The organism is Bacillus sp. 41-22, assembly GCF_025809295.1.
GTDB classification, from domain to species: domain Bacteria; phylum Bacillota; class Bacilli; order Bacillales; family Bacillaceae_G; genus Bacillus_A; species Bacillus_A mycoides.
On record NZ_CP084035.1, the window covers coordinates 3,316,505 to 3,329,384 of the forward strand.

11 protein-coding genes and 2 pseudogenes are annotated in these 12,880 nt (G+C 33.1%); 4 read left to right on the forward strand and 9 right to left on the reverse strand.

All coding sequences use genetic code 11. The features are described from left to right. Positions 1-53: 53 nt before the first annotated feature. The 7 genes and pseudogenes from LCF45_RS16945 to LCF45_RS16975 form a co-directional block, all read right to left on the reverse strand. Positions 54-1,796, reverse strand: a pseudogene (locus LCF45_RS16945) (amidohydrolase). Between the two features lie 81 nt (positions 1,797-1,877). After that, the gene (locus tag LCF45_RS16950) at positions 1,878-2,699 is read right to left on the reverse strand and encodes a MerR family transcriptional regulator (RefSeq protein ID WP_002167877.1); all 822 of its coding nucleotides are present in this window, start codon (positions 2,697-2,699) and stop codon (positions 1,878-1,880) included. 44 nt (positions 2,700-2,743) lie between these two features. Further along, positions 2,744-3,721, reverse strand: a complete 978-nt coding sequence (locus LCF45_RS16955) for an agmatine deiminase family protein (RefSeq protein WP_002128426.1) — start codon at positions 3,719-3,721, stop codon at positions 2,744-2,746. 229 nt (positions 3,722-3,950) lie between these two features. Further along, positions 3,951-4,883, reverse strand: a complete 933-nt coding sequence (locus tag LCF45_RS16960; protein WP_088044880.1) for a bestrophin family protein — start codon at positions 4,881-4,883, stop codon at positions 3,951-3,953. 178 nt (positions 4,884-5,061) lie between these two features. Next, a complete protein-coding gene (gene psiE / locus LCF45_RS16965) occupies positions 5,062-5,481 on the reverse strand; it encodes a phosphate-starvation-inducible protein PsiE (protein WP_016120597.1) in 420 nt (139 codons plus the stop codon). Positions 5,482-5,657: 176 nt separating this feature from the next. After that, positions 5,658-6,821, reverse strand: a complete 1,164-nt coding sequence (locus LCF45_RS16970) for an agmatine deiminase family protein (protein ID WP_002167874.1) — start codon at positions 6,819-6,821, stop codon at positions 5,658-5,660. A gap of 285 nt (positions 6,822-7,106) precedes the next feature. Beyond that, positions 7,107-8,234, reverse strand: a complete 1,128-nt coding sequence (locus LCF45_RS16975) for a serine hydrolase domain-containing protein (protein ID WP_002128430.1) — start codon at positions 8,232-8,234, stop codon at positions 7,107-7,109. Between the two features lie 261 nt (positions 8,235-8,495). On the opposite strand from LCF45_RS16975, the pseudogene LCF45_RS16980 reads away from it, so the two are divergent. Then, positions 8,496-8,723, forward strand: a pseudogene (locus LCF45_RS16980) (hypothetical protein). A gap of 94 nt (positions 8,724-8,817) precedes the next feature. On the opposite strand, the gene LCF45_RS16985 reads toward LCF45_RS16980, so the two are convergent. Next, positions 8,818-10,044, reverse strand: a complete 1,227-nt coding sequence (locus LCF45_RS16985; RefSeq protein ID WP_063225727.1) for an MFS transporter — start codon at positions 10,042-10,044, stop codon at positions 8,818-8,820. A gap of 112 nt (positions 10,045-10,156) precedes the next feature. Here LCF45_RS16985 and LCF45_RS16990 point away from each other — a divergent pair, with 112 nt between their 5' ends. From LCF45_RS16990 to LCF45_RS17000, 3 genes are all read left to right on the forward strand, one after another. Further along, positions 10,157-11,008, forward strand: a complete 852-nt coding sequence (locus LCF45_RS16990; protein ID WP_002167871.1) for a LysR family transcriptional regulator — start codon at positions 10,157-10,159, stop codon at positions 11,006-11,008. A 15-nt stretch (positions 11,009-11,023) separates the two neighbouring features. Beyond that, complete coding sequence (locus LCF45_RS16995) at positions 11,024-11,512, forward strand: DUF3916 domain-containing protein (RefSeq protein ID WP_033729923.1); 489 nt, start codon at positions 11,024-11,026, stop codon at positions 11,510-11,512. A gap of 93 nt (positions 11,513-11,605) precedes the next feature. Then, the gene (locus tag LCF45_RS17000) at positions 11,606-12,283 is read left to right on the forward strand and encodes a YdcF family protein (RefSeq protein ID WP_002167869.1); all 678 of its coding nucleotides are present in this window, start codon (positions 11,606-11,608) and stop codon (positions 12,281-12,283) included. A gap of 144 nt (positions 12,284-12,427) precedes the next feature. On the opposite strand, the gene LCF45_RS17005 is transcribed toward LCF45_RS17000, so the two are convergent. Continuing rightward, positions 12,428-12,802: a hypothetical protein gene (locus tag LCF45_RS17005; protein WP_233147358.1), complete on the reverse strand. Its 375-nt coding sequence runs from the start codon at positions 12,800-12,802 to the stop codon at positions 12,428-12,430. Between the last annotated feature and the right edge of the window lie 78 nt (positions 12,803-12,880).

The following is a 12,880-nucleotide window of genomic DNA, read 5'->3' on the forward strand; positions in this document are numbered from 1 at the left end:
GACATCGTGTTAAGGTCAACAGAAATATATTAACTACTTCATAAACTGATTCTTTATTTTCCCTTGTGATACACTACTTCTCCTTGTAAAACCGTCACTAAAACTTTCGCATTCGGAATCTTATCGGCACTCATTTTAGTAATATCTTCATTTAGTAATACCATATCGGCTGATTTACCTACTTCAATTGAACCAGTAATATTATCAAGACCTAATGCTTTGGCGGGCTTAATTGTATAAGCATCAATAGCTGCATATATATCAGATAAGCCTTTCTCTTCAATACTTAACGCATTCGAAATTATCACAAGTGGATTCAGTTCGTTTACGTCCCAATCACTACTAAGCGATACATTTGCTCCTGTTTTCCAAATGCGTCCTAACGGCATAATTCGTTTCATCTGTTGATTTGTAAAATACGCACTTGCCCAGCTTTGTTTAGGATCTTCTGCAAAATCATGACCTACTTGGAAATCAGCGCTAATACCTAACTTAGCAAAACGATTTATATCACTATCTTCTACCATTTCCACATGTGTAAGCGTATAAGGTTGATTCGCCCCTTCTTTTTTCGCTGCTTCAATTGCATTTAAACTTTCTCTTACTCCGCCATCTCCAATTGTGTGGATGAGTGCACCGTAACCAATTTTATTGAGTTCACTCAACCACCACTTCATTTTTTCTTCTGGAATATAGTTCAAACCGTACGGTGTTCCTTTAAACCACTCAAATTTATATTTTTCTAGTATTTTAGCTGTGCTGTTAATGCTAATTCCATCACTATACATCTTCACTTGATTAATAAGCATTCTAGATGATACATCATCACGCTTAATTTTTTTGAAATACTCCATTTGCTCTGCTTCATTTAAGTTCGGATATACCCACGGACGAAGTACTACTCGCGACGTTAACTTTTTCTCATCATTAACTTTATTCCAAACATCTAACCAGCCTCGTTTCCAATAAAGACGTCCATCGCCGACTGTAGTAATACCATTCTTCGCAACCTCATCTAAACCATCTAACAAACCTTCATAATTTTTTTCAAAGAGATTGGGCTGGGAATTCCATGCTTTTTCCATCACGATATCCCCTGCTGTATCATACAGAAGCCCGAAAGGTTCTCCTGTTTCTGGATCCCGGATGATTCTTCCGCCTTGCGGATCTTTCGTCTCTTTATTTATTCCCGCTACTTCCAATGCTTTTGAGTTAACCCATACAGAATGAGAAGTTCTTTCCATAATTAATACAGGGTTATTAGGAAATAACTCATCAAGAACTTGTAATGGCGTTTGTTGTTCTGATTTTTCGTCCATATCTTTTAACAGCTCTTCCAAACTAAATCCTGTTCCGCTTATCCATTCGCCATCTTTCACATCTTTTTTACAAGCCTTTAAATACGAGCGTTGTTCTTGCAGCGCAGCATCCGGTGAAACACTACAATTCCCTGCTGCTGGCGATTTCGCCTCAAATATATGATTGTGATTGTCCACAAAACCAGGAAGAATAAAACGTCCTTATAAATCCACCACTTTCGTATCTTCATTTATAAATCCTTCTACATCTTTGTTTGAACCAACAAATGTAATTTTCCCTTCTTTAACGGCTACAGCCTCTACAATGTCTTGCTTGTCATTTGAAGTATAGATTGTACCATTTTTAAACACTACATTTTTTGGCAACTGATTTGGTAGAACGAAGCTACCATTCTCACCTTCTCCTACTCCAGGAGTACACGCTGAAACCCATGTCATACTTAGAATCAGACAAATAATCATGATTGTTCTTTTCATATTCTTTCTCCTTTTTATTATGATGAATTACTTACATAAATAGAATAAGGATTGACATAATGTTAATGTCAATCCTTATTCTCAGTCTATTTTCGTAACTAAAAAACAAATTTGTGTCACATACTCCTCTACTAAACAATCACATTCAGGTCCCTTTATGTAGACCTCATATGGTGAACCATCTATTACATAACCATTTCTTTCAATCCATTTTTCTAACGCAATATAAGCGTAGCCTATATAGTCATAACTTCCATAATGCATAGTAGTAACGATTTGATGTGGATTTAATTTTTTTATTTCATATTCTTGTACTACATCTTTATTGTTCCCATGCATGACCGGAATCCTTAATTCAACATCACTTTCATTTGGAATATACTCTTCATCATAAAAGACCGTAGAGGGCGAACCGACCATTTGTAAGTTATGCTTTTGTACTTTTTCATATAAGTCATAAAAATAATCATCCATATCATCTATATTTATTTGCAGTCTTTGAGCAATTACTGTTATTTCATTTCTCATTCCAATAAATATATCGTAATTTCTATGACAAGCAGTATTTAAAGCATGATTCATATTTACCATTTCATTCATTTCTGAAATAACCTGTAAATTTTGTTTCACCTCTTGAGACAACTCTATAATTTGTGATTGCATATGTTTAATAAATGAATCTTGATCTGATGATTGAAGAATTATTTTGATTTTCGGTAAAGGGAACTTATACTCCCTTAGCTTTTTAATTTTCAGCGCTATTTCAAGCTGCCCTTGCTCATAATATCTATATCCATTTACCGGATTCACATATGCTGGTTTCAATATTTCCTCTTTATCATAATGCCTTAGCATCCGTGTACTCATTTTACAAATCCGCGAAAACTCAGTAATTGTATACATATAAATACCCCTTGAATACATTCTCTTATATATAAGCTTATTTATTAAAACCAATCAAATATTTTTCTGATTGAAGAACCTTCATTCTGATCGTTCAGCCTTTTCATTTTTGAAGGTAACAAATGACTAGGACAATACCACGTTAAACAATTCATCGCGCCTCCCATTGTCGATATTTCTCCTACATGACTTTGAATAACTTGTTTCTCAGTATGCTGTTGAATATATCTTAAAACTTCCTCATCTTTAGCTAATCCAAACTTAGGAACATAAAGCGTATCACATGTTTCTAACATATTTATATATAAACCTTTTGCTGACGCTATCTCTTCATCGTATTGACCCTTCTCTGTATATGACGAAGGAACAACTATAAATTCAGCCTCTGGCATTTGCTCTTGAATAATCTCTTGAACCTTATATCTAAATTCATGATCCCCTAAAAAATCACTAATAAACATTGTATGTTCATCAATAAATTTAACCATCCCGTCTGCGTGTGCAAGTACATCTCCCTCTTCAGCAGGAATAATAATAACCCGACTCACATCTAAATCCCATTCCAGTTGCTCTATAATTTCTTCTTCCGTCCAATCATAATTATCATCAAATATGCGTTCCGTTAATATAACGGTATCTTTTTTATTCCAAATAAGATTTCCACCGTCTAATATCAATGGAGATGTCACATATTCAAAATCGTTCTTTTTCAACCATTTATTAAATTGTTGATCTAAATATCGTCCTTGATCTTTCGGTAAATAATTCGGTTGATATTTGAATTTAACTAGATGATTTGTTACAACTGGTGCAACATCTCTTAGCCAAATATCATCATACTCAAAAAAGTTTGTATGAAAGTCTTGCTCTTCAACAGATAAAGATATAAGTTGATCGGTAAATGCTTTATTTTCATTTAAGTATTCATTAAAATAAATAATGTCTTCATAAAATGGTCGATAATATTCATTCGATTCATCTGGTATTGCAGTAAAAATAATGCCACTATGTTTTTGTTCCATATTACTTACCTCGCTTTTTAATAATGATTGAATAACTGTTTTCAATAAGCCAACTATTCCCCAATTCATTTCTCTTTTCATTACAATTTTTGAAACGTGCACATTTCATGAATGGATTATAGCACGGAGAAATATTATATATTTATATAAAAAATATAAAGACGTCGTTAAGCCGTAAACTGACTCTTGACAAGATTTTTAAATTTTAATCGTCGTACACAATGAAGGATTAGATGATTTTTTTATCAAGATTCAAATCCATTACTTCTAATAGAGCGTTTTGATTATATAAATTCACTAAATGCGTTTCTACACCAATGCAAATCCCTTCTAGCGGCAGATCGTTTGGATCTTGACCAAATGGATCCTCAATTTCAACTCCTATTGCTTCAATCCCTATAAATGCAAAACTTATAAACGTAGTTGCAAGTACTGTAAACCATCCAAGACTATCAACAAGACCAATCGATAAAGTCCCGCAAAATATGAGCAGTAAAATTTTAATATGAGCAAAATATGCAAAAGGAATAGGCGTTGTTTTGATCCGATCACATCCACCCACAGCCGTAAGCAGAGTATTCAAATCAGCTTCCATATTAATTATTGCATTTGGGTGAATTTGACCCGTTTTCAAACCTTTTGATAGTATAGTTTTTAACATATAAACTATACTAATCGGTAAATGAATAGACTCAGCCAACATTTCTTTTTCCTTCTCAGAACAAATATCAAACAATGCTTTTATTTCGGATAAATCTTTTTCGTCTCTCAAATGTCCTTTCGCTATCTTTGGAAAAGCAATTAACAAATGTAAAAATTTTAATTTTTCCTGATCCGTCTTTTTCCCTTCAGACTCCCAATAACATAAAAAACTAACTGCCAAATTTCTAGTACAAGCACCAACCGTGCCAAATAACTTTCTACCTTCCCAATACCTATCATAGGCAGTGTTAGTACGAAAAACTAACAGTAGACCTAAAGCTCCTCCAACAATTACCCAAGGAGTTTGATTAATTTTTATTTCTACATAATAATAATTAATCACAGTTACTATCGTTGAAATACATATATATAATAAAATTTGCGGGAAAATATCTCTTATAATTGTTCCCTTTAATGTAAATATTTGATGTAAACTATTTTGATTATTGTAATGAACCATATTTACAAAAACCTCTTTCCTTATTAACCTTTTATTCTTTTAAATTATGAAAGTATACAATTAAATAGTAGAATCATAAACCCTATTATTATAAAACTGGTTAAGATTATTTCTTTCAATACTGTTACTCCTTTTTACCAAAAGATAAAACATCTTTTTTGATTTAAACAACAAACGTTCACTCTTCTAAATCACGACGCATTATTTTAGAATTTGCAATGAATAAAGCACTAATTAATACAAGAATCGCGCAAGCATATATCAATGAATCCATTGGACTATCATGGTCTATAATAATTAGACGAATAATAGCCGTAATACCTATATATATAAAATAACGTAATGGAAAATGAAAGTTCATTTGAAAATACTTTATAATCATTACGATGAATTCAAAATATAAAAAGAATACGACAATGCTATCAATTAAATGATAACTAGATTCCTCACTATTTAATTTAAGTTCTTGTATAAATTGAATGACTTCTTTCATAAGAAACACACTTAAAACAATTCCCAAACAGATCAAAGCTACATTTATAATGTACTGTAGAACGATAGGGAAAAACGAAAATACTTTTTTAAAATTCTTTACCACAAACATTTTTCTCCTTTTCCATATAAACCAATAATGACAATATACTTTCATTTAATTATCGTTACATTAAAATTATACATTATATCCTTGTTACAGATGTTAAAACAAGACAAAATAAGTAAAGATAGCATTTCACCTATTTTGTCTATAAAGCAACATAACGAAACTATCATCGATTATTTCAATTGAATCGGTTGTTGCTGTGTCACACAATGGATCATTCCGCCATTTTTATAAAGCTCTCTCACATCAATTCCCACTACTTTACGATCCGGGTATAATTTCTGAATCGTATCGTTTGCGATTTTGTCATTTGGATCATTATAGTTAGGAACCAATACAACTGTATTCCCAACATAATAATTGATATACGACCCCTTATAATCTAGAGTTTTTCCACCTTCTAAAGTAACTTTATCTTTACTAAGCGGTAAGTATTCGTACTTATATTTCTGTCCTGAAGCATTTTTTGCATCTAACAATTTATCCATATCTTTGTTTGACAAGCCCCATTCAGCCAAGTCATCTTCTGCCATCGTTACGATTGTAGATTTATCATGGAATTTAGCAAATCCATCAATATGAAAATCAGTAATATCTAAATTAGGCACTCCATCTAACCAAATAAAGTTTGTCACCCCAAGGTCACTTATATATTTTTCAATTTCCGCTTCTGATAAATCAGGATTTCTATTTTTATTCGTTACTGCGCTTCGAGTTAATAAAGCAGTCCCATTGCTGTCTAATTCAATTGCGCCACCTTCAAGGACAAATTTCCCCCAATCAATTCTTTCAATCCCTAATTGTTTACTAACATTCTCACGTATACGGGCATCATTTTTATATGGAGTTTTCTTTCCCCAACCATTAAATGCTGGATCTAATATTTTTAGATTTTTATTATTGTCATAAACAAAAATCGGTCCACTATCTCTTGCCCACACATCATCAGTAGGAGCGATAAAGAAATCAACTTTATCCATATTCAGCCCCTTATCTATTAAAAGCTTATTGATTCGCTCTTTCTCTTCCTCATCATATGCAACAATGTGGACTTTTTCACCCTCAGTTAAAGCACTTGCCATCTTAATCCAAATAGGTTCAACTTCTTGTTTATACTCTTGACCATATGTGTATTCATGAGGCCATTGTAGCCATGTACCTTCATGTTTATCTTTTTCATCCGGCATCGTATATTTTCCAGCGTTTTTCTGTACCTCTACTTTTTTATCCTCTTTCTCTTTCCCTTTGGCATTTTCATTATTCCCTTCAAAAGAACATCCACTAATAATCGTTGTAGATAATGTAGCTATTAAACAAAACTTTACTATTTTTTTCATTTTTCAACCTCCTGTTCATGTCTACAATACTGTAAGGCTTAACATAGTGTGAAGCTCAAGCTTTTTCATCAATGTAAAAATTACCAATTATTCTTCCGCATGATAATCACATAATTTCAATACAAATAGATGACATTCACAAAATACACTTCCTATATTTAACATCCATATCATTTAACTTCCTTCATAAATTTATTCTAATACTAATCCCCTCTCATACATGCTTGTTCACTAAATAAAAAAATCGGTATTGATAATTTTATATCAATACCGATTTTCAAATAATTATTTTCCTTCTATTAAATCATTCGCTAATTTCCTAAACTCTTGATTAAATGTATCATTCATACCATTTTGTACGTTAGAGAATAATATTACAAACGTTCTTTTATCCCAGTTAAAATTATTAAAAGTGTTCCAGCCAGCTAATACACCGTGGTTATGATAATAATCTGGGTAAATATAGAAGCTAAATCCATATTTTCTCGCAGGTGATACTGTAAACATATCTGATAAGCTTTGTTTAGAAATCAGCTTTCCATCCATAATAGCCTCATCTAATCTTTTCATATCTTCAACGGTCGTATACATTTCACCACAACCATACAGCCAGTTCATTTTTAAGCGGGGTGTAGCTATTAACTCATTATCTTTTTTCGTGTAACCTTCTGCTAAGAAAATATCTTCAGGGAGAGTTGCACCCATACCAGATTCATTCATTTCAACAGGAGTAAAAATGTTTTCTTTCACATATTCAGCAAGCGGTTTATTCGATATCTTTTCTACAATATACGCAAGTACCATATAATTATAATCTGTATATTTCCATCCTGTCCCTGCAGGAAATTGCAACTTTTGCGCTCCAATCCACGTTACTAACTTTAAACGTGATGCCGCATCAACACTACCTTGTCCCTGATCTGGTAACCCGGACGTATGTGTTAACAAATTTCGTAACGTAATGTTTTTATCTGCTGGAAACGATGGAATATACTTATTTACATTGTCTTCAATATTCAATTTCCCTTTTTCTCTTAGCTGTAATATAGATATTGCAACTACTGTTTTCGTTATGGAACCGATGCGATATTTTGTTCTTGGCGTTGTTAAAACTTTATCTTTTACATTCGCATACCCGTAGCCTTTTCGTAAAACCACATTATTTTTATCCGTTACGAGAACCGTCCCGTTAAATCCTTTATCTTTTAAATATTGATCGAGTTTCGTTGCTGCAATATCATAACGTTTTTGCTGATTCGCATCAACTTTCGGTTGAACATTTCCAACTTTATCCTCAAAATTTGAAAATGCCTTCAAACTGTATTTCTTTTCTTTATTTGCATGTATGAGTGCAGCGACACTCCCACAAAAAATAGCAAAAACAAAGAAAGCGATTAACCATTTCTTAAACATATGGGAACCCTCTTTTATCTAGTTTCACTTTATACTTTTCCATTCTATTCTATATCTTTTAGTTTTTAAATATCTTATAATCTATCTACTCTATTATTCCTCATAGTAAACTAGATTCCTTTTTCTAACGTTCAAATTTTAACTACTCTCTATTGTAGTTCTTTTTTACAAAATTTCCACCTTACAATCGGATACATCCAACTTTAATTTTAATTTTTTATGTAACATTCGTTACACATTAACAAGAATGGAGGCGTTAATTTGAAAAAGACCGATAAGCGCAATCGTTTAGATGATATGATGTTTCATTATCGAGTAACAAAAAACAATATAGTTTTAATTGAATATTATGTAAAATAGATTACAATTTTAAAAGGAAATGATGCTGAAAAATTTTTAAACAAAATAAATCGGGCAAGTAACGAAAAAGAAAAACAGCTTATTATGGCTAAAATTACAGGTAATTTCAAAAGAGGAAATGAGCGTTAATGAAAACGAATCTCATTTCTAAATTGATTATACAGCATATAAAAAAAGAAATGTCACTCTCACGACATTTCTTTAGATTTTCTTCATAAAAGATTTACATTTTTAATATTCGTTTACTTTTACATAAACTCACTACTGAAACGCTTAGTAATGCAGCTATCCCCATCCATGCATATGTGTAGCCTTTTCCATCTACTATATAACCAAACAAAGCAGGTGCAAAGATAATAGCAATTTGATTAAGTGTAAGCGCAAAACTCACTGTTAGACCTACCAATTCCTCACTTGCAGACTCAGCAACTTCAACCATAAAAAGACTAAACCAACCGATCGCAAAGAATCCTAGCAGTCCACTCATCACAAACAATGCCTCAAGTGTCATTGTGTTTATACTCATTACAACAACGAAAATTAAGCAAAAAGATATACATACAGTTATTAATAAAGGTGTACGACGATCACCTTTGTAATATGTATCACTTATTGTAGCTAATATAATTCGGCCTATCATTCCTGCAACTAGCATAACTGAAAATACTTTCCCTGCTACAATAGGTGTTATCGATTTTTCAATGACTAAAAATTTTATAAAATGTCCGACTAATATCATTTGTAAAGAAATCATGCAAATACCTGTAATAAAAATTGGATACAGCTCTTTTTTACATATTACCTTTTTTAACTGCATCCAAAAAGAAATACTTACATTTTCTTGGCTCGTGTGTTCTCGTACGCACGATTCCTTATAAAATATGAAAAACAATAACCCGCCTATTATACATATAGTTGCAATTACATTTATCGTATAAGCCAAACTAAATTTAATTGTAAGCAAAGGGATTATTACTCCTGCAAACGCTCCGCCAATAGGTATACCAGCTTGCCGTATTCCCATAGCTAATCCGCGCATTTCTTTCGGAAACCATTTCAAGATTACTTTACTTCCCCCTGGCTGAGATACGCTATAAAAAGTTCCTATTAAAAGAAGGACAAATAATAGCCCAATAAAGCCCCTTGCCATATGAGCAAGTAAAAGCGCCCCGCCAAGTAATACAGTGCTCGCTCCAATTAATATTCTTTCGTTATATCGATCAAGTAACCTTCCGGCAAAAAGCATACAAAACAGCGGACCAATATTTATAGAACTTATTAACAACCCAACCTGCATATTCGAAAGTACATATTTCTGTTTCCAAAATAAAGCGAGTACCCCTACTCCATATGTTATAAGTGTTGCACTTGCCTGTGCTACCGTTGCCAAAGTTAACATGATCCATTTATTAGAACTACTGTACGTTTCAATTTTTTCTTCACTTATCAACGTTATCTCCCCCATATCCCTTTCATTGTATGAAGGTTCTGATATCATGTAAAATAAGTGTTAATAATAGAATCCATCAAAAAAATTGATACCTTTTTCGGGGTGATAATAAATGGACATAAAAGATTTAACGGTTTTTTACGAAGTTGCGACAGTAGGAAATATATCTCATGCTGCTAAAAACTTAAACTATGTACAATCAGGTGTAACGATGCGTATAAAACAACTAGAAATTGAGTTAGGTGTGCCTTTATTTTATCGAAATGGAAAAGGCGTTACTTTAACTTCTAACGGAGAAATTTTATTAACATATGCAAAACAAATCATCCATCTAATCGATCAATCCATTCAAGCTGTCCAAAGTAACGGAACCGAGCCAAAAGGCACGTTAAAAATCGGGTGTACAGAATCGACAACAGCCGTTCGTCTCCCGCCTATATTAACGACCTATTATGAAAAGTATCCAGAAGTCGAATTTATTTTAGAAACAAATACGACCGAACGGTTAACTCAACTCGTCTTAGACCGTCAACTGGATGGAGCATTCATCGCTGGAAATATTCAGCATGTTGAACTTCATACACTTTTATTTCGAGAAGAAGAACTCGTTCTCATTAGTAAGACTCCTCTATCTTCCTTTAAAACAATAGGAGAACTGAATTTACTCGCTTTTAGTCAAGGATGTTATTACAGAAAACTATTAGAAAACTGGCTTCAAGAAGAAGGGATTTCACCTAAAAGAATACTAGAGTTCGGAACAATTGAAGCAATACTTGCATGTGTAAAATCAGGTATGGGTACGGCTATTATGCTGAAATCTATTATTCCAGATTACGAACATGGTTTATCTTTAAATACATTACCAAATCACTTTAGAAAGGTTCCTACTACCTTTATTATTCGAAAAGATATTTTCCACTCAGCTGCCTTGCAAAAATTTATGGAGATGATCAACAATGCGTGAAAAAAAATACGCGGAATGAAACGAAAAACAAAAACTCTTATAAAAAGAATTGAAGACTCTACTAAAGCATTTCCGTCTACTTTCTATAACGATGAATACTGGCATATGCCTTTACCAGGCTCTCAAGCTTTTATCGATTCTAGTACAACACCTAGGAAAGTAAAGCGATTGTGCATTCAAACCCTGTTAAATCAAGCGAATCAATTAATGACAATGAAACCGAACGATACAAATACATATCGAGTCGTTGTTATGATCAAAATAGCAAGCTTATGGAACTCACAAATCATCATATTTAAAAACGATGACTACTTTCAAAATTTTTTCAATAGAGATAACGAATTTCAAAAATGGATTCCCCTCTCCAATGCTTCCGACTTCGGGCATGAATGGAAAATATCAATTTCTAACAGTGTCCAAACATTGCATTTCCAAGAGATAATCAAGGATGAAGATGGATTTTATGATGAAGGAGAACTTTTGTTTATAGGAGAGTTATCATAAAAGGGGAACTGTCAAATGAAAAACTTCCCTTTTTCCACTAAACAACATCGCTATATAATGAATTTAACATTTCACTATATAGGAGGTTTTCATATGGTAATCCCTAAATACCCTGAAGTCCCACATCTTACGAAAAAACAAATTGAAGAAATAACCGAAATCGCTTTCCTAAAAGAATCAACACCACAACAGTGTGATGCAATTTTCGTTTTCGGTGGTTCCCATCCTGGTAATTGGCAAGCTCCTTTACATGCTTATCAACAAGGTTTAGGTGCACAAATTATCGTCACAGGTGGTACTAGTTTACATGGAATGAAACATCCAAACTGGAATTATGGAGATTTATCAGAATCAGAAGTAATTGTTAACAAGTTAATTGAACACGGTGTACCGGAAGATGCTATCATTTTCGAGAAAAACTCTCTCCATTCTATCGCAAATGTAATTGAAGCTAAGAAGATCTTTGATTTTACAACAATTAATAGTTTACTATTTGTATGTAAAAGCTTAGGAGCAGGCCGGCAATATAGAGTATTAAAAAAACATTTACCAAAACATATAACTTGTATTCCATATACATTTGATACAAGTTTTGATGGTGATTTTATAATTAATAGATATAATTGGATGGAAAATGAGAAAAGTCGCTCTATGATTTTCGGCGAATACTTGAGAAATGTTTGCTACGGCCGAAAAGGTGGAATTGAACCTCCCGAGAAAGAGATTGAAGGATTAGAAAAATACGTAGTATATTACCAACATCTTGCATAATATTTTTTCAACATAAAAAATATCGGGAAGCCAATATAAAGGCTTCCCGAATATTCTAATGATGCATAAATAACACTAAAATTACTTTTCCTCTTTCATTCCCCCACATAGACGCCTACCATTGTACACATATTGTTTAACATATTAAGCCAACGCAGCTGGCGGCAATAATTGTGGTCCTTCCCCGGTGCGTGCCAATACCCAATCATCGTAATACCACATTTCTGTTTGGCGACGACTCATCATATAATCCCAGCGCACTTCTCGCTCAAATTCAATGATTTGTCCGTCACCACCAATTGTCACCCAGTTAAAACTTCCGTTATTATGCATCATCTTTATCCATAGAACAGGAAACTCCACAGTTTGTCCCCCGTCAACATAATGTCTCGTTTGTTTTTCTATACGAAGCAAAGTTAGGCCCTTTGCATATTGTCGATCAACCTTTTCCATTACATCCATCGCTATTTTCTCTGCCTCATCCTTATGAGGTAGTTTATTAGCGTATACTGGCATCATATTCGTGTAACTTAAAAGATGCTTACTCTTTTGAGAAGTAATAGTTGTTATATGAGAGCCACCATAATTCAGTGGTTC

What these genes read in the sequence shown, in the direction of transcription:
- LCF45_RS16990 (WP_002167871.1), top strand. Translation starts at nt 10,157, where the DNA reads ATGGACATAAAAGATTTAACGGTTTTTTACGAAGTTGCGACAGTAGGA.
- LCF45_RS17000 (WP_002167869.1), top strand. Translation starts at nt 11,606, where the DNA reads ATGGTAATCCCTAAATACCCTGAAGTCCCACATCTTACGAAAAAACAA.
- LCF45_RS16970 (WP_002167874.1), bottom strand. Translation starts at nt 6,821, where the DNA reads ATGAAAAAAATAGTAAAGTTTTGTTTAATAGCTACATTATCTACAACG.
- LCF45_RS16960 (WP_088044880.1), bottom strand. Translation starts at nt 4,883, where the DNA reads ATGGTTCATTACAATAATCAAAATAGTTTACATCAAATATTTACATTA.
- LCF45_RS16975 (WP_002128430.1), bottom strand. Translation starts at nt 8,234, where the DNA reads ATGTTTAAGAAATGGTTAATCGCTTTCTTTGTTTTTGCTATTTTTTGT.
- LCF45_RS17005 (WP_233147358.1), bottom strand. Translation starts at nt 12,802, where the DNA reads ATGATGCCAGTATACGCTAATAAACTACCTCATAAGGATGAGGCAGAG.
- LCF45_RS16950 (WP_002167877.1), bottom strand. Translation starts at nt 2,699, where the DNA reads ATGTATACAATTACTGAGTTTTCGCGGATTTGTAAAATGAGTACACGG.
- LCF45_RS16995 (WP_033729923.1), top strand. Translation starts at nt 11,024, where the DNA reads ATGAAACGAAAAACAAAAACTCTTATAAAAAGAATTGAAGACTCTACT.
- LCF45_RS16955 (WP_002128426.1), bottom strand. Translation starts at nt 3,721, where the DNA reads ATGGAACAAAAACATAGTGGCATTATTTTTACTGCAATACCAGATGAA.